The following is an 18,464-nucleotide window of genomic DNA, read 5'->3' as shown; positions in this document are numbered from 1 at the left end:
TAGCTTTATTCCTGTTTTGGTCTTGAAAACTTAAAATATTCGTTCGCTGAATTATCGAGTTGATTTGTTATTTTTTTAAAATTCTCTTGATTGGGTTTAAGGTCAACGTATTTATCAATAATGTTACTTCTTTTATATACTAGAAAGGTGTTTTCTACATTTGGATTGATTTTGTTCAAATATATTTCTGACGTTTTATCTTTAAAAGAGGGCACAAAAGTTAAGGCTACTTTTTTTAAATCAAGTTTAGTTCCAAGTTTTTCCAATTCTTGTATTCTTTGGGTTTTATCATAGTTTGCTTCATTACCATATACAAAATAAACTTTCAAATATTTTTCTCTTTTTTCGCTTTCGTTTTCTAAAAAAACAAGCCATTCTTTTACGTCTTTCCAATTAGGCTTATTACCCACAAAATATATAATGCCATGAAACCAACCGTATTTGCAAATTGGACAGGTTTTTGTGCCTTTATCTGCTCCATAAGCATGAAATGGCGTAAAGGAAATTATTTCTTCGCCAATGTTTTTACCTGAATTGATAAAACTTGTATTTTGTTTTGGGTAATTAGGAATATTTAGACCCAAAATAATATTACGTTCGCCAATCCACATATCTCCTTTTTCAACAAATCGAATGACACCACTTCCACCACGATTTTTCATTTTTTTTCTCCTTTGTGTTGTTAATAGAGAATCATCATCAAATACAAAATCATCTATATAATAGATATCTTTCATATGTTTCTCTTTAATAGTGATGTGTATGTGTGCAGGTTCGTCTCTACTTGGATATGTTCCAGGTTTTATTGTGTAAATAGAATATTTACCTTGTTCATCAGTTTTTATCCAGCCTCTAATATAGCCATGAGTTTGTCCCAATTTATTTTTAGGCATATTTCTTTTCTCAGTTTCTTTTGTGGCATAAACCCCGTTAATGTTTGTTTGATAATAGTATAAAATGACGTTTGGAGCAGGTGTTTTTCCATCTATTTGATACACTGTCCCTGTTAGCAAAATTTTCTGTCCTTTTTGGTCTAAAGCAGGACTTGTATCACTTGAAGATAAATTTTCTGGCATTTTATAATAAAATGGTGGCGATTTATCAAAATCATCAGGTAGTATATTTGTCTGTTTTTTGGGAGTTTGTCCATTACAGTTTAACAAATTTATACACGTTAATAGTAGAAATCCAATTTTAAATATTCGTAGCATTTTTGAAGTTTTTCAATAAATGTAGTTATTTAATAGGCTGTTTACTTTGCATTTTGCTGTTAATTATCTGTGTGGAGTGAATAAATAGTTTACTGGAGTAGTTGCTGCCAATTACTTCTATAATGTCTGCTTAACCTAATAATTTGGCCATTTTCAAGTTTAGCGTCATAATCGCCATTACTTCTTGACTTTATTTCCTTAATGTATGAAGCGTTTATAATTATTGAGCGATGTACTCTTAAAAAAATAGTTGGGTCGAGTTTGGTTTCAAATTCCTTTAAACTTTTATTGTCTAAAATTTTTTGGTCGTTTGTGTGAATAACAGAATATGGTTTGTCAGTCGAAATAATCTGAATTGATGAAGTTGGAACAATTATAATTTTTGAACCAACTTTTAGTTTAATTTCTTCGGGATAAATATTGTTTAAATTGGTTTGTTTAAGCTTTGAAATATAAATTGCAGGAAAAATTACATACCATAATAAAGCAATATAAAATTGATTTGAAAAAGCAGCATTAAAAATATTTGAAAAATAATGTGGAGGTGTAAATACCAAATGGCTAACGAACACAAATAAAGATGTGAACAATACTAAATGCAGAAAACTAAAAGTTATTCCAACTCCTAAATTTAAAGGTAGTTTGACTAATTTGTTTTTAGGATTAATGATTTTAATGAGTTGATTTATGAAAATGGTAAGAGGTATAAAAAACACCCAAAACGTATTATAGAGTAATGATTCTGATAGATAAAACCCAGTTTGTTGTATACTACTGTATATATAGTCTTGAAGGACTGCCAATAGAAAAATAAAAATTACAATAATCAAATACAAAGGTATTTTACCAATTTTCGGAATTTTGAATTTTTCGCTTATGTGAATTAATTGTTCCAATGTTTCTTTTCAAATATACTTATAACATACAAATATAAATCCATTTTAATACTGAAATAAGGTCAGCAATTAATTAATAAATAGTGTATTATCTTATTGATAGGCAGGAACCAAGTTAGTCTATTTTATTGAAATGGTCAAGTAAGGTTAATACTCCAAAAGCATCTGGTGGTTTGGGTTTGAGTGGGTTTCAGAAATTTTAAAATTATAACTACCAACAATCTTAAAACCAGCTTTTTTATAGAAATTAATAGCCTTTTGGTTTTCTATCCAAGTATATAACCACATGCCATTTTGATGATGTTTTTTAGACTCTTGGATATTAAAATTAAAAAGTTGTAAGCCTAATTTTAAATGATGAAATTCTTCTAAAACATAGAGTCTTTCTAATTTTGTAACGTTTTTAAAGGGAATATTATCTTGTGAAATATTGTATATAATTTTAGAATATCCAATAGGTTTTTCATTATAATACAAAACATGAAATACGTTATTCAAATCTTTCAATTCTGTTTCAAAAACTTCTTTAGTGAATTTTAATGCTACGTAATTAGAAATATCTTTTTCTGGAGCACTTATACCATGAGATTCTATAAAAGATTGTGTTCCAATTTTTGAAAGTATTTTGGCATCTTTGATAGTTGCTTTTACAATTGTTGTCATTAGAAAAACAGAATAAATATGTTTATGATTTCAAAAGTATTATTTTTACTTCATATAAATCAATTGAATATAAATGAAAATATTATCTAAAGAGCAAGTTTACGAAGGAGATAGATTAACTGCAGAGAGGCAGAACATTACATCTACAGAATTGATGGAACGTGCTGGATTACAAATTTTTAATTGGCTTCATGTAAGAATGCAAGGAGCTCAAGTACCTATCCATGTATTTTGTGGCATTGGCAATAATGGTGGAGACGGTTTAGTTGTAGCAAGACATTTGGTAATACATGGTTATAATGTAAATACTTATGTGGTTAATTGTAGCGATAAACGTTCGAAAGATTTTTTAGTTAATTATGATAAAATTAAACACGTTACAAAAGAGTGGCCAACGTTATTAGATTGTAAAGGCGATTTTCCACCAATTGGAGTAGATGATATAATAATTGATGCCGTTTTTGGTATTGGATTAAATAGAGAAGTAGATTCATGGGTAAAACAATTGTTTCAGCATTTTAAGGCATCGAAAGCCTTTACATTAGCAATAGATATTCCGTCAGGATTACATACTAATCAAGTGCCAGAAGATGAAAATGGCGTAGTTTGGGCAAATCATACACTTAGTTTTCAATCGCCAAAACTGGTGTTCTTTTTACCAGACACAGCTAAATATTCTATTCAATGGGAAGTTTTAGATATTGGTATAGACAGAGACTTTTTAATCAAAATACATACAGAGGCTGAGTTAATAGGAAAGCAAGAAGTAATTCCAAATTACATTCCAAGAAATAAGTTTTCTAACAAAGGTAATTTTGGCCATGCATTGATTATTGGTGGAAGTTATGGTAAAATAGGAGCTGTTACTTTAGCAAGTCGTTCAGCATTATCAACTGGAGCTGGATTAGTAACTTCTTATATTCCTAGATGTGGTTATAATGTTCTCCAATCTTCTTTTCCTGAGGCTATGGTAATTACAGATATAGATGAAAATATAATTACCAATATTGATTTTAATATAAGTCCAACAGTTATTGGTATAGGAATTGGGTTAGGTACAAATACAAAAACTGCAAAAGCATTTGGTGATTTCTTAAAGGAAAATAAAGTGCCCTTAATTATTGATGCAGATGCCATAAATATACTTTCTGAAAATAAAGGATTTTTAAAGCACATTCCAGAAGGCTCTGTATTAACACCGCATCCAAAAGAATTGGAACGCTTAATTGGAACATGGAAAGACGATTTTGATAAACTAAAGAAAGTCAAAGCATTTTCGAAAAAACATAAGGTTATAATTGTTATAAAGGGAGCACATACTATTACTGTTTTAGAAGACAAGTTGTATGTTAATTTAACAGGTAACCCAGGGTTAGCTACAGCAGGAACTGGAGATGTTTTAACTGGAATTTTAACTGGATTAATTGCACAAGGATATAATCCATTAGTAGCTAGTATATTTGGTGTTTATTTACACGGAAAATCGGCAGATATTGCAGTTGAGGAAAAAGGTTTTGAAAGTTTAATTGCTAGTCATGTTATTGAAACAATTGGTAATGCTTATTTAGATTTATTTAAACAACCAGAGCAACCACAACCAAATTCAGAATCAGAAGCTAAAGAAAAATAAAAAAAAGCCACTCAATTTGAGTGGCTTTTTTAGTTGTGAACTTATATTTTTTAGATACTTAAGGTATCAAATAACTTTTTTAATTTAGGGCTCGATGGTCTAGGCGCATCGGCATTTACAACATTCCCATCAGGATCAATTAAGATAAAACGAGGAATACTATTAATTCTATATTCACGTATAAAATCTGATTCAAAATCTTTATCAGCATATAATTGAATACCTCCTAATTCTTTTTCAGCAATCATATTTTTCCAACCCTCTTTGGCAGCTTCTTTAGATCTGTTTTTGTATCCTCTTCCATTGTCTACAGAAATACTTACAAATTCAATATTCTTATCATGATATTCTTTTTCTACATTTTTCAAAGAAGGAATCTCAGCAATACATGGTCCACACCACGTTGCCCATATATCTATATATACATATTTACCTTTTAAGTCGTTTAAGGATGAATTGCCTCCTTCATAATTTTCATAATTAGTAAAAATTGGTGAAGGCTGTCCAATAAAGTCAGCAAACTTAGCTGCTCTTGCCTTATTCATTTCTTCTTGCTTCGAGTAGTATTCTAAGTATTCACCTTCGAATTTGTCAATATTTTCTTTTTCAATACGATATAGTGTTGAATCTATATTCTTGTTTTCATTCAAAAAGCTAATTCTTTTAGAATTTATATTAGAAAGTGCAGATTTAAATTCAGTTTCTTCAAAATCAAAAAGGCTTGGAGGAAAAAGTGTTTCTTGCATTAAAGATTTTTCAGCTAAATAGTTATTAGATTCTGAGCCAATGCCTGTGTATTTAATAGTTTCATCAAACATTTTGGTGTCTAAAGACATTGAAAGGTCATAACCATTTTGTAAGAATAAGCTAGTACTTTCTCCTCCATCATAAAAACTATAATTACCAGTTTTAACCTTTAAAGTATCTTTAAATGTTCCATCTTCATTTACTTTTATGGTTTTAGAATAGGTTTCATTTCTAATGACTATAGAATCACTATTTTTATCAATGATTTTTCCTGAGAAAGTCATGAAGTCTTTTGGTTTTTGCTCTTCTTTACAAGAAATTACAGCAATTAAGCTAAATAGAAATAGAATTTTTTTCATTGTGTTTGTTTATTTTTCATCAAAAATAGAAGATATTTTAGATTTTTCATCAAAACCATTAATTATTAACAAATGTTTGCATAAAAGGTTTGTAATGTTGAATTTTGGAATCTATTACAAATACTATGGACAACATTCATTATATATCTTCGAAAACTCTAGATTTAAAAACTCTTCATACTATAATTTATGAAGAAAAAAAGTTGCAACTTTCTGAAGAATCGATTGAAAAAATCTCAAATTGTAGAAATTATTTAAACGATAAATTAAAGAATCAAGATAAACCTATTTATGGTATTAATACTGGTTTTGGATCGTTATATAATGTGAAGATTTCTAAAGAAAATCTAACAAAACTTCAAGAGAATTTAATGATGTCTCATGCTTGTGGCACAGGAGATTTGGTGCCTCAAGCTATAGTAAAACTCATGCTCTTGCTTAAAATACAGTCTTTAAGTTATGGACATAGTGGTGTTCAATTACTTACTGTTGAACGCTTAATTGATTTTTATAATAATAATATTACGCCAATAATTTTCACTCAAGGATCTTTGGGTGCATCAGGAGATTTAGCACCTTTAGCACATTTGGCATTACCATTAATTGGAAAGGGAGAAGTAACTTATAAAGGCAAACTTTTTTCTGGTGAAGAAATTTTAAAGACTTTTAATTGGGAACCAATAGCACTGCAATCTAAAGAAGGATTAGCGCTTTTAAATGGAACACAATTTATGAGTGCTTATGGTATTCATTTACTTTTAGAATCTTATAAATTATCTTATTTAGCAGATTTAATAGGAAGTGTTTCTTTAGATGCTTTTGATGGTAGAATAGAACCGTTTAATGAGTTAGTTCATTTAGTGAGACCTCATAATGGGCAATTAAAAACTGCCGAACGAGTTAGAGAGTTTCTTGAAGGAAGTGAATTGATTGAACAAGAGAAAGTTCATGTTCAAGACCCTTATTCTTTTAGATGCATCCCTCAAGTTCATGGAGCAACAAAAGATACTTTAGCTTTTGTGGAAAAAACATTTATTACAGAGATTAATTCGGTAACAGATAACCCAAATATTTTTTCAAAAGAAGATGAAATTATTTCTGGTGGTAATTTTCATGGTCAACCTTTAGCTCTGGCATTAGATTATCTAAAAATTTCTATGGCTGAAATAGGAAACATTTCTGAAAGACGTGTGTTTCAATTAGTGTCTGGTTTACGTGGTTTACCAGCTTTTTTAGTTGATAGTCCTGGGCTAAATTCTGGGTTTATGATTCCTCAATATACAGCTGCAAGTATTGTTAGTGCTAATAAACAATTAGCAACTCCAGCAAGTATAGATAGTATTGTTTCTAGTAATGGACAGGAAGACCATGTAAGTATGGGAGCCAATGCTGCAACACAAGCCTCTAAATTAATTGAAAATGTAAAACGAGTTTTAGCAATAGAATTATTTAATGGGTCTCAAGCATTAAGTTTAAGAACGCCTTTAAAATCTTCAGAATTCATTGAGTCTTTTTTAACTGTCTATAGAAACGAAGTCCCTTTTGTAGCTTTCGATAGAGAGTTATTTAAAGATATTGAAGCATCTATAAACTTTATTGAGACGCTTTCTATTGATGCCAATGAATTAATGTAATTTATTTACTGCTTTCTTCGCAAAGTTTATTTGCCCATTCTATAGCTTTTTCTAGCTTATTAAAGCTTTTAAATGGTTTCGAGAAAAAGGTCTTTTCTAACGAGATATTATCTCTATAAATTTTATCTCCAGTTACTACAGCAAAACCAATAAGGTTTTTTATTTGAGATGTTTTAAAATAGATATTAGGGTCTACAGAATAAGAATTAATTCTATGAGTAATATAAACAAAATTCTTATTACTAAAGTAAGTATCAGCAATGTCCACTAAAACATCGTTATATTCTGGGGTTACTGTAATGCCTTCGTTCATAACAAATACTAAGTAATTGTCATAAATGGTTACTTTGCCAAATGAAAATGATAACATATTTGACATATGTTTGTAAGTATTAATTTATTTGCAAAATTACAGAATATATTTATGTAAATATAAAAAAACGCCATTAAAAGTAATTAATGACGTTTTCAAGTATAGTAAGGTCTAACAGTTAAGATTTAGTTGTATTTTTTGCCTTTTCAATTTTAACTGTTAATTCTTTTGTTTTTGAGTCTAAATCCATATTTATTATATCTCCTTCATGGATTTTAGCGTTGATAATTTCTTCTGCTAATTTATCTTCAATATATTTTTGAATAGCTCTCTTTAAAGGTCTAGCTCCATATTGTTTATCGAAACCTTTATTAGCAATGTAATCTTTAGCTTTTTTTGTTAATTTAAGCGTATAGCCAAGAGATTTAATACGATTAACTAATTGCTCTAACTCAATATCTATTATCTTATCAATATCTTCTCTTTCTAATGCGTTAAACACGACTACATCGTCAATTCTGTTTAGAAATTCTGGAGCAAATGCTTTTTTAAGTGCATTTTCAATAACACTTCTTGCATTAGCATCTTCTTGAGCTTTTTGCGAAGCAGTTCCAAAACCAACACCAGTTCCAAAGTCTTTTAATTTTCTAGAACCAATATTCGAAGTCATTATAATAATCGTATTTCTAAAATCAATTTTTCTACCTAAGCTATCTGTTAAAAAGCCATCGTCTAATACTTGAAGTAACATATTAAATACATCTGGATGTGCCTTTTCAATTTCATCAAGTAAAACAACTGAATAAGGTTTACGTCTTATTTTTTCAGTTAATTGACCACCTTCTTCATAACCTACGTATCCTGGAGGAGCTCCAACCAATCTTGAGATTGCAAATTTCTCCATGTATTCACTCATATCAATTCTAATTAAAGAATCTTCACTGTCGAATAATTGTTTAGAAAGCACTTTAGCTAATTGCGTTTTTCCAACACCAGTTTGCCCTAAAAATATAAACGAACCAATTGGTTTGTTTGGGTCTTTAAGTCCAGCTCTGTTTCTTTGAATTGCTTTTACAACCTTGGCAACAGCTTCATCTTGTCCAATAACTTTTCCTTTAATTAAATCTGGTAAAAGTGCTAGTTTATTGCTTTCTGTTTGCGCTATTCTATTAACAGGAATACCAGTCATCATAGAAACAACATCTGCTACATTATCTTCGGTAACAATTTCTCTATGCAACTTAGTTTCTTCTTCCCATTTTTCTTGAGCAATAGCTAATTCTTTTTCAAGACGTTTCTCGTCGTCTCTTAATTTAGCTGCCTCTTCATATTTTTGCTTTTTAACAACAGAAGATTTTGTTTCTCTAACAGCTTCTAATTGTTTCTCTAAATCTAAAACTTGTTTTGGAACATTAATGTTTTTAATATGAACACGAGAACCAGCTTCATCTAAAGCATCGATAGCTTTGTCTGGTAAAAAACGATCTGTCATGTATCTATTAGTTAATTTTACACAAGCTTCAATAGCTTCAGGTGTATAATCTACATGATGATGACTTTCGTATTTATCTTTTATGTTATTTAGTATCTCGATTGTTTCTTCAACAGTAGTAGGCTCAATTATTACCTTTTGAAAACGACGTTCTAAAGCGCCATCTTTTTCAATGTATTGTCTGTATTCGTCTAAAGTTGTTGCTCCAACACATTGAATTTCTCCACGAGCTAAAGCAGGTTTAAACATGTTTGAAGCATCTAAGCTTCCAGTAGCTCCACCTGCACCAACTATGGTGTGTATTTCATCAATAAAAAGAATAATATCATCATTCTTTTCAAGTTCATTCATTACAGCTTTCATTCGTTCTTCAAACTGTCCTCTGTATTTTGTTCCAGCAACTAAACTTGCCAAATCAAGAGTTACAACACGTTTATTAAATAATATTCTTGAAACTTTTTTGCTAATAATTCTGTTTGCTAAACCTTCTGCAATAGCAGATTTACCAACACCTGGTTCTCCAATAAGAAGAGGATTGTTTTTCTTTCTTCTACTTAATATTTGTGAGACACGTTCAATTTCTTTTTCTCTTCCAACTACAGGATCAAGTTTGCCTTCTTCAGCCATAGCTGTAAGATCACGTCCAAAATTATCTAAAACAGGAGTTTTAGATTTTTTATTTGTTTTAGAAGTTGGAGAATTAAATAAATTCTCTTTAGAACCATCGTCTTCTGAAGATGCATCATCATCGTCTTGAAAAGATTCAGCTTTTGGTTCTATATATTCGTCGTCATTAGTAATCATATGTTTAAATTGTTCTTTAGCGTTATCGTAATCAATTTTAAGTTTATTTAAAAGTTTTGTAGTGGGATCATTTTCGTTCCTTAAAATGCACAAAAGTAAATGTGCTGTATTAATAGAAGTACTTTGAAAAAGTTTAGCTTCTAAAAATGTTGTTTTTAAAGCACGTTCTGCTTGTCTAGTTAGATGTAAATTCTTTTTTTCGTTTGACACTACAGCAATGTTAGGATTTGCAGGACTTAAAATTTCTACTTTTCGTCTTAAATGATTTAAATCTATTTCTAACGCATTTAATATATTTATTGCTTTGCCACTACCATCGCGTAATAAACCAAGCATTAAGTGTTCAGTGCCAATAAAATCATGACCTAAACGTAGTGCTTCTTCTTTGCTATAAGCAATAACATCTTTTACTCTTGGGGAAAAATTATCGTCCATATACTTGTTCCTTTCTACATTAAAAATAATAAATTCATATGACTAAAAACAAAAATCATACCTTAATTTATGGGTAATATGCTAATAGACAAAAAAAACTTAATAAAATCAAAATATTTAACAGCATACTTATTAAATATAAAACCTAAAAATTGTTAATAAAAAACTTTAAAATAACAACAAGAAACACTTACTGTTACTACTGAAATGGTTATATTAGCACGATTTGAAAAACTTGAAAAAAACTAATTAAAATTATATATGGCAGAAGGAGAAAAACTCATTCCAATTAACATTGAAGATGAAATGAAATCGGCTTACATTGATTATTCAATGTCGGTCATTGTGTCACGTGCTTTACCTGATGTAAGAGATGGTTTAAAACCAGTTCACAGACGTGTATTATATGGTATGCATGAATTAGGTGTTAGAGCCACAGGAGCACATAAAAAATCAGCGAGAATAGTTGGGGAAGTTTTGGGTAAGTATCATCCACATGGAGATACCTCTGTTTACGATGCAATGGTGCGTATGGCTCAAGAGTGGAGTTTACGTTATATGCTTGTAGATGGACAAGGAAACTTTGGGTCTATAGATGGAGATAGTCCTGCAGCAATGCGTTATACAGAAGCACGTATGCGTAAAATATCGGAAGATATGCTAGCAGACATTGACAAAGAGACTGTAGATCATAAATTAAATTTCGACGATACTTTACAAGAACCAACTGTTTTACCAACCAGAATTCCTGGGCTATTGGTTAATGGAGCATCTGGTATTGCTGTAGGTATGGCCACCAATATGCCACCACACAATTTAAGTGAGGTTGTAGATGGAACTATTGCCTACATTAATAATAACGACATTGAAATTGACGAGTTAATTACACACGTTAAAGCGCCCGATTTTCCAACAGGTGGAATTATTTATGGTTACGATGGTGTTAAAGAAGCTTTTCATACAGGTCGTGGACGTATTGTAATGCGTGGAAAAGCAAATATTGAAGAAGTTCAAGGTCGAGAATGTATCATCATTACAGAAATTCCTTACCAAGTGAATAAAGCAGACATGATTAAAAAAACTGCAGATTTGGTAAATGAAAAGAAACTTGAAGGTATTTCTACTATACGTGATGAGTCAGACAGAAACGGAATGCGTGTTGTTTACGTATTAAAAAGAGATGCCATTCCAAATATTGTATTAAATAAACTTTATAAATATACAGCATTACAATCTTCATTTAGTGTTAATAATATTGCACTAGTAAATGGAAGACCACAAATGCTTAATTTAAAAGAGTTAATCCATTATTTTGTTGAGCATAGACACGAAGTAGTAGTTAGAAGAACCACATACGAATTACGTAAAGCCGAAGAACGTGCTCATATTCTTGAAGGATTAATAATTGCTTCAGACAATATAGACGAAGTAATTGCGCTTATTCGTGCGTCATCAAATGCTGATGAAGCTCGCGAAAAATTAATTGAACGTTTTAAACTTTCAGAAATCCAAGCAAAAGCAATTGTTGAAATGCGTTTGCGTCAATTAACCGGATTAGAACAAGACAAATTACGTACTGAATACGATGAGTTAATGATTACCATAGAAGATTTAAAAGACATTCTTGATAAAAAAGAACGTCGTATGGAAATTATTAAAACAGAACTTGAAGAAGTTAAGCATAAGTACGGAGACGAACGTCGTTCTGTAATTGAATATGCTGGTGGAGATTTAAGTATTGAAGATATGATTCCAGATGAAAAAGTAGTGATTACTATATCTCATGCTGGTTATATTAAACGTACATCGCTTACAGAATACAAAACACAAAATAGAGGAGGAGTTGGACAAAAAGCTTCAACAACTAGAAACGAAGATTTCTTAGAACATTTATTTGTTGGTACTAATCATCAATATATGTTATTCTTCACACAAAAAGGAAAATGTTTCTGGATGCGTGTTTACGAAATCCCCGAAGGTAGTAAAACATCAAAAGGTAGAGCTATCCAAAATCTAATAAATATTGAGCAGGACGATGCTGTTAAGGCATTTATTTGTACTCAAGATCTAAAAGACGAAGATTACATAAATAATCATTATGTAATTATGGCTACTAAAAAAGGTCAAGTTAAAAAGACGTCTTTAGAACAATATTCAAGACCTAGAACAAATGGTATTAATGCCATTACTATTAAGGACGATGATATGTTATTAGAAGCAAAGTTAACTACTGGAGAAAGTCAAGTTATGCTAGCTTTAAAATCTGGTAAAGCTATTAGATTTGAAGAAGCGAAAACCAGACCAATGGGTAGAAATGCTTCTGGAGTTCGTGGCATTCGTTTACAAAATGAGAAAACGGATGAAGTTATAGGTATGATAGCTGTAGACGATATGGAAAGTGACATTCTAGTAGTTTCAGAAAATGGTTACGGAAAACGATCAAGTCTAGAAGATTACAGAATTACAAATAGAGGAGGAAAAGGAGTAAAAACCATTTCTATTACAGAAAAAACGGGTAATTTAGTAGCAATAAAGAATGTAACTGATAGTGATGATTTGATGATTATTAACAAATCTGGAATAGCTATTAGAATGGCAGTTGAAGACTTAAGAGTTATGGGAAGAGCAACACAAGGTGTAAAACTCATTAACTTAAAAGGAAACGATTCTATTGCAGCTGTAGCCAAAGTTATGCATGATGAAGATGAAGTAGATGAAAATGGAGATGTAATAATCCCTGAATCTACTGAAATCAGTAACCAAAATGAGGATGGCACAACTCTTGATAATTCCCAAGAAGAAGAATAAATAAAACAAAATAATTTAATATTAATAACATGAAAAAACAATTTATAGTTGCTCTAGCAATCATGGTAGCTACATTTTCTTTTGCACAAAAAAAAGAATTAAAAGAAGCTGAAAAAGCAATTAAAGACAACAACTTTGCTGAAGCTAAAACATTATTAAGTCAAGTTGAGCCAATGCTGTCTTCTATGGATGATAAATATAAGGCACAATATTATTATTTAAATGCTGAAGCTTTGTATGCTAATGGGTCAGCAAATAACGACGATGTTGCTAAAGCATTAAAAAGTTTAGGCTTGGTTCAAGGTGAATATGCTGAAGAATCTAAGGTCTTAAAAAACAGTATGATTCAATCTTTTGTTAAAAAAGGAAATGAAGCTTACGAAAGTAAAGATTACAGCGTTTCTTCAAAGAATTTTGAAAATGCTTATAGAGTTTCACCACAAGATACTTTATATCTATATTATGCAGCTGTAACTGCTACTGGTGTTCAAGAATTCGATAGAGCTTTAGTTCTTTATGAAGAATTAGAAGAATTAAACTATACTGGAATTGAAACAGAATATTTAGCTATAGATAAAGAAACTGGTGAAATAGAAGTTTTTCAGAGTAAAAATATTAGAGATATTTCTGTAAAAGGTGGTACTCACTTAAAACCTACTCAACGTCAAACTGAATCTAAACAAGGAGAGATAGTTAAAAACATGGCTTTAATTTATACAAATCAAGGAGATAATGAAAAAGCACTTGCTGCTTTATCTAGAGCTAGAAAAGCAAATCCAGACGATTTAAATTTATTAATAACTGAAGCTAATTTATATTTCAAATTAGGAGATAAAGATAAATTTAAAGATTTATTACAAGAAGCTACAGAAAGAGATCCTAAAAACCCAGAATTACAATTTAATTTAGGAGTTATATCTCAGGAATCTGGAGACCTTGATTCTGCTAAGAAATATTATGATAAAGCTATAGAGTTAGATCCAAATTATACCAATGCAAAAATTAATATGGCTGCTATGTTATTAGACCAAGAAAAAGGGTTAATTGAAGAAATGAATAGCCTTGGTAGTTCTCCTGCAGATAATAAGCGTTACGATGAATTGAAATTAGAAAGAGCACAGATTTATAAAAGTGCTATTCCATATTTAGAGTCAGCTCTAAAATCTGATCCAAGTAATGTAGATGCAGCTAAAACATTAATGAATATTTATAGTGCAACTGGAGATACAGATAAGTTTAAAGCAATGAAAGCTACTGTTGAGTCTTTAGGAGGTTAATAAAAACTAAAGCATAAAATAAAAAAGCCGCAATTTGCGGCTTTTTTTATATTACTTTTTTTATAACTCTTAACTTATGAGTATGCATTCTTTTTTCCTGGTTGTAAATTCCAGAATGATCTAGTCTGTCTATTCTAACTTTACCATGAGCATGAATAATATAATTATCTTTCATAATAATCCCAACATGAACAATCTGTCCTTCATCATTATCAAAAAAGGCTAAATCTCCAGGCTCACTTTCTTCAATAAAACTTAGTGGTTCACCTTGTGTTGCTTGTTGCGATGCATCTCTTAACAGTCTATAACCATTTAATTTATAAACCATTTGAGTAAAGCCTGAGCAATCAATACCAAAAGGCGTTTTCCCTCCCCAAAGATATGGAGCATTTAAATAAAGAAAAGCTGTTTCAATTAAATGAGATTTTGATCTTTGCTCATTAATTATATTACCATCATGAGTGTGGTTTAAAAGAGAAAGACCATTTAACGAAGCACCTAATGGAATGGCGTAAAGTTGTTGGTTTGTATCTTCTACAAATTCAACTAAATCGGTTGAAAGAATGGGTGTTTCTTGATGAATGGATTTGTACTGTTCTACAGAAATTTCAATATATTGTTTATTATCTATCCAGCCTTCATATTTATCGAAACCTAAACGGATTTTGCTCCAAGACTTCCGTTGTTCAAGAACTTTAAAATAATCGCCATACAAGACTTGCGAAACCAGCTCGCTAGTATCTGTTGGCTCTAGTCTTAAAGGAACAATGCTTAGATTACAAATTCCGTATTGCATGAATTTTTAATATCAGGTTTAGTTTCGTTGAATAACAACTGCAGATGCACCACCACCACCATTACAAATAGCAGCAGCACCAATTTTTGCATTGTTTTGTTCTAAGACATTTAATAACGTAATAAGTATTCTTACACCAGAACAACCTAGGGGATGACCTAAAGAAACTGCTCCACCATTTACATTGACGTTACTATCATTAAGTCCTAAGATTTTCATATTTGCTAAGCCTACAACAGAAAATGCTTCGTTAAATTCAAAATAATCAACATCGTCTATAGAAACACCAGCTTTATCTAATGCTTTTGGTAAAGCTTTAGCAGGAGCAGTTGTAAACCATTCTGGTTCGTGAGCTGCATCTGCATAACCTGTTATAGTTGCTAAAGGCTTTAAGCCTAATTCTAATGCTTTTTCTTTACTCATTAATACCATAGCGCCAGCTCCATCATTAATAGTAGAAGCATTTGCAGCTGTTACTGTTCCTTCTTTTGTAAAAGCAGGGCGTAAGGCAGGTATTTTTTCTATTTTAACGTTTGAGAACTCTTCGTCTTTTGAAACTACAATAGCATCACCACGACGTTGAGGTACTTCAACAGGAACAACTTCATTATCAAATTTCCCTGCTTCCCAAGCTTCAGCAGAACGTTTATATGATTGGATAGCGAAAGCATCTTGATCTTCACGTGAAAACTTATATTCAGTTGCACATGCATCAGCACATACTCCCATAGCTTGTTTATCGTAAGCATCAACTAAACCATCTTTTTGCATACCATCTTCTAATGTGGCAGGTCCAAATTTTGTTCCTGTACGTGCATGATAATAATGAGGGATTAAACTCATGTTTTCCATACCACCAGCAACAATTATATCTGCATCACCTAGAGCAATAGCTTGAGCTGCTTGCATAACACTTTTCATTCCAGAAGCACACACTTTATTTACAGTTGTACATGGTACTGTATTTGGAATACCAGAATAGATTGCTGCTTGTCTTGCAGGAGCTTGCCCTGAACCAGCTTGCACAACATGTCCCATAATAACTTCTTGTACTAAGTTTGGGTTTAAGTTAATTTTATCTAATGCTCCTTTAATAGCAATAGCACCTAATCTTGGCGCTGGAATTGTTGATAAAGCTCCTAAAAAACTCCCAATAGGCGTTCTTGCTGCAGATACAATAACTACTTCTTTACTCATTTTAAGTGTGTTTAATTTTAATTGCTGCAAAATTAATCAATTTTTAGTAGAATCTAGAATCTTTACATTATTATAAGTCATCTATTTCGGTGATATTTTTATTACATTTGAATTACTGAACTCTATTCATGAAAGACTTTATTAATTTCCTATATAAAAACCATTCTCTGGCATATAAACTGATACTATTTATAAGTACAACTTTTTTAATCGTTTATTTATTTCCAAAAAGTGGCAAGTTTAAATACAACTTCGAAAAAGGCAAACCTTGGCAGTCTGAAAATTTATACGCACCATTCGATTTTGCAATTAAAAAATCCGAAGAGGATATTGAAACTGAAAAAACTGAGATTAAGAATAATGCTATTCTTTATTTTAATGTAGAACCAAAAATAAAGGAGCGTGTTCTTGAAGATTATAAGGCTGAATTTAAATTAGAATTACCAGATTCTTTAGTAAAACAAGATAAAGAGAAGTTATTTAATATTGGCTTGGATTTAATTAATGATCTATATGTTAATGGTGTTTTAAATGAAGATTACGATTTACCGATTGATAAAAAGGTCGTTTTATTAGAAGGTAGAACCGAAAAACAAACTGTAAAATTCTCTCAATTAATTAAGCAAGGAGATATAAAGAATACAATAAATAATTTATTAACTAAAGAGAGTCTTAATCAATTTGTAACGCCTTATGTGTCATTGTTTTTCGATATTATTGAGCCTAACCTTATTTATGATAAAGAGTTTACAGAAAAAGCATTATTAAGTGATTTAGATAAAATTTCGTTTACAAGAGGAAGTGTAGAGAGAGAAACTTTAATAATATCAAAAGGGGAAGTTGTTGAAGGAGATAAATATCAAATTCTTAAATCATTAGAATCTGAATACGAGTCGCAAGTTTGGACAAAATCTAATTACAATTGGATTCTATTTGCATATACTTTATTAGTGTCTTTAGCCCTGTTGATGTTATTGTTATTTTTAAGAAAATATAGAATAGATATTTTTGAAAATAACACAAAAGTCACATTTATATTTTTCAATGTGTTTTTAATGGTTTTTATAACAACCTTGGTTGTTAATTACAATTCACAATATATTTATGTGGTACCAATTTGTATACTACCATTAGTGTTAAAAGCTTTTTTTGATGCTCGTTTAGGCTTGTTTGCACATGTTATAACCGTTTTATTATTAGGATCCATTGTTCCTAACAGTTACGAGTATATGTTCCTTCAAATAATAGCTGGAATTGTAACTATTTTAACCGTTTCTGAACTATATAAGCGTGCTAATTTGTTTATTTCTGTAGGTCAAATTACGCTTATTTATATTATTGCATATTTTGCATTTTTTGTAATTCATGAAGGAAGTATTGAAACTTTAAAATGGGAGACATTTGGTATGTTTATTTTATGTGGTTTAGCCACCTTATTCGTGCAACCATTAATTTATGCTTATGAAAAGTTATTCGGATTAGTTTCAGATGTATCATTATTAGAATTGTCTGATACAAATACAAAACTATTAAAAGAGCTATCAAATAAAGCACCTGGCACATTTCATCATTCATTAAACGTTGCCAATTTAGCTGAAGCTTCAGCAAATGAAATTGGAGCAAATGCTATGTTGGTTAGAGTAGGAGCATTATACCATGACATTGGAAAAATGATGAATCCAACATATTTTACAGAAAATCAGTCAACAGGAATTAATCCACATGATGAATTATCTTCAAAAGAAAGTACAAATATTATTATAAACCATGTAATTAACGGAATTGAAATTGCCAAAAAGTATAACCTTCCAGATAGAGTAATAGATTTTATTAGAACCCATCATGGAACAAGTGTTGTTTATTATTTCTATATGAAAGAAAAAGAAATAGATAGTACCATTGATAGAAGTCTATTTACTTATCCAGGACCTAAACCATTTAGTAAAGAAACAGCAATATTAATGATGTGCGATAGTGTTGAAGCAGCATCTAAAAGCTTAAAGGAGCCAACTTCAAGTAAAATAGATGTCTTTGTAGAAAATATAATAAATAAGCAAATGGTTGATGAGCAATTTTTAAATGCTAACATTACATTTAAAGAAATCCAGTCTATTAAAAAAGTACTAAAACACAAGCTTGCAAACATTTATCATTTGCGTATAGAATATCCAGAATAAATATTTAAAAAATTAAAAAAAATAG

At 30.6% G+C, this 18,464-nt stretch carries 13 protein-coding genes; 5 read left to right on the top strand and 8 right to left on the bottom strand.

Annotated elements, in window-relative coordinates:
* Positions 1–5 precede the first annotated feature (5 nt).
* From LX78_RS14215 to LX78_RS14205, 3 genes are all read right to left on the bottom strand, one after another.
* On the bottom strand, positions 6–1,211 hold the full coding sequence (locus LX78_RS14215) for a dioxygenase family protein (protein ID WP_109683447.1): 1,206 nt from the start codon (positions 1,209–1,211) through the stop codon (positions 6–8).
* Positions 1,212–1,300: 89 nt separating this feature from the next.
* Entirely contained in the window at positions 1,301–2,107 is an 807-nt protein-coding gene (locus LX78_RS14210) for a LytR/AlgR family response regulator transcription factor (protein WP_109683446.1), read from the bottom strand.
* Between the two features lie 147 nt (positions 2,108–2,254).
* Positions 2,255–2,770 (bottom strand): GNAT family N-acetyltransferase, encoded by a 516-nt coding sequence (locus tag LX78_RS14205; protein WP_109683445.1) that lies wholly within the window; start codon positions 2,768–2,770, stop codon positions 2,255–2,257.
* A 73-nt stretch (positions 2,771–2,843) separates the two neighbouring features.
* Here LX78_RS14205 and LX78_RS14200 point away from each other — a divergent pair, with 73 nt between their 5' ends.
* Entirely contained in the window at positions 2,844–4,400 is a 1,557-nt protein-coding gene (locus LX78_RS14200; protein ID WP_109683444.1) for an NAD(P)H-hydrate dehydratase, read from the top strand.
* Positions 4,401–4,450: 50 nt separating this feature from the next.
* Here the strand turns inward: LX78_RS14200 and LX78_RS14195 are convergent, their stop codons facing one another.
* Entirely contained in the window at positions 4,451–5,506 is a 1,056-nt protein-coding gene (locus LX78_RS14195) for a TlpA family protein disulfide reductase (protein WP_109683443.1), read from the bottom strand.
* A gap of 125 nt (positions 5,507–5,631) precedes the next feature.
* Here LX78_RS14195 and hutH point away from each other — a divergent pair, with 125 nt between their 5' ends.
* Positions 5,632–7,140, top strand: coding sequence for a histidine ammonia-lyase (hutH, locus tag LX78_RS14190; protein WP_109683442.1), 1,509 nt, complete (start codon positions 5,632–5,634; stop codon positions 7,138–7,140).
* Position 7,141: 1 nt separating this feature from the next.
* On the opposite strand, the gene LX78_RS14185 is transcribed toward hutH, so the two are convergent.
* Positions 7,142–7,510 carry a hypothetical protein gene (locus LX78_RS14185; RefSeq protein ID WP_245881546.1) on the bottom strand — a complete coding sequence of 123 codons (369 nt, stop codon included), beginning with the start codon at positions 7,508–7,510 and terminating at the stop codon, positions 7,142–7,144.
* Positions 7,511–7,631: 121 nt separating this feature from the next.
* Complete coding sequence (locus LX78_RS14180; protein ID WP_109683440.1) at positions 7,632–10,184, bottom strand: ATP-dependent Clp protease ATP-binding subunit; 2,553 nt, start codon at positions 10,182–10,184, stop codon at positions 7,632–7,634.
* 261 nt (positions 10,185–10,445) lie between these two features.
* Between LX78_RS14180 and gyrA the strand changes: the two genes are divergently transcribed.
* The gene (gene gyrA / locus LX78_RS14175) at positions 10,446–12,992 is read left to right on the top strand and encodes a DNA gyrase subunit A (RefSeq protein WP_109683439.1); all 2,547 of its coding nucleotides are present in this window, start codon (positions 10,446–10,448) and stop codon (positions 12,990–12,992) included.
* A gap of 29 nt (positions 12,993–13,021) precedes the next feature.
* Positions 13,022–14,269 (top strand): tetratricopeptide repeat protein, encoded by a 1,248-nt coding sequence (locus LX78_RS14170; protein WP_109683438.1) that lies wholly within the window; start codon positions 13,022–13,024, stop codon positions 14,267–14,269.
* A gap of 46 nt (positions 14,270–14,315) precedes the next feature.
* Here the strand turns inward: LX78_RS14170 and LX78_RS14165 are convergent, their stop codons facing one another.
* Positions 14,316–15,065: a C40 family peptidase gene (locus LX78_RS14165; RefSeq protein WP_109683437.1), complete on the bottom strand. Its 750-nt coding sequence runs from the start codon at positions 15,063–15,065 to the stop codon at positions 14,316–14,318.
* An 18-nt stretch (positions 15,066–15,083) separates the two neighbouring features.
* Positions 15,084–16,262, bottom strand: coding sequence for an acetyl-CoA C-acyltransferase (locus LX78_RS14160; RefSeq protein WP_109683436.1), 1,179 nt, complete (start codon positions 16,260–16,262; stop codon positions 15,084–15,086).
* 128 nt (positions 16,263–16,390) lie between these two features.
* Between LX78_RS14160 and LX78_RS14155 the strand changes: the two genes are divergently transcribed.
* On the top strand, positions 16,391–18,439 hold the full coding sequence (locus LX78_RS14155; protein ID WP_109683435.1) for an HD family phosphohydrolase: 2,049 nt from the start codon (positions 16,391–16,393) through the stop codon (positions 18,437–18,439).
* Positions 18,440–18,464 lie beyond the last annotated feature (25 nt).

Origin of the sequence: Xanthomarina spongicola (assembly GCF_003148645.1) — a bacterium.
In the GTDB taxonomy this organism is placed as follows: domain Bacteria; phylum Bacteroidota; class Bacteroidia; order Flavobacteriales; family Flavobacteriaceae; genus Xanthomarina; species Xanthomarina spongicola.
This window is presented reverse-complemented; position numbering and strand designations above follow the sequence as displayed.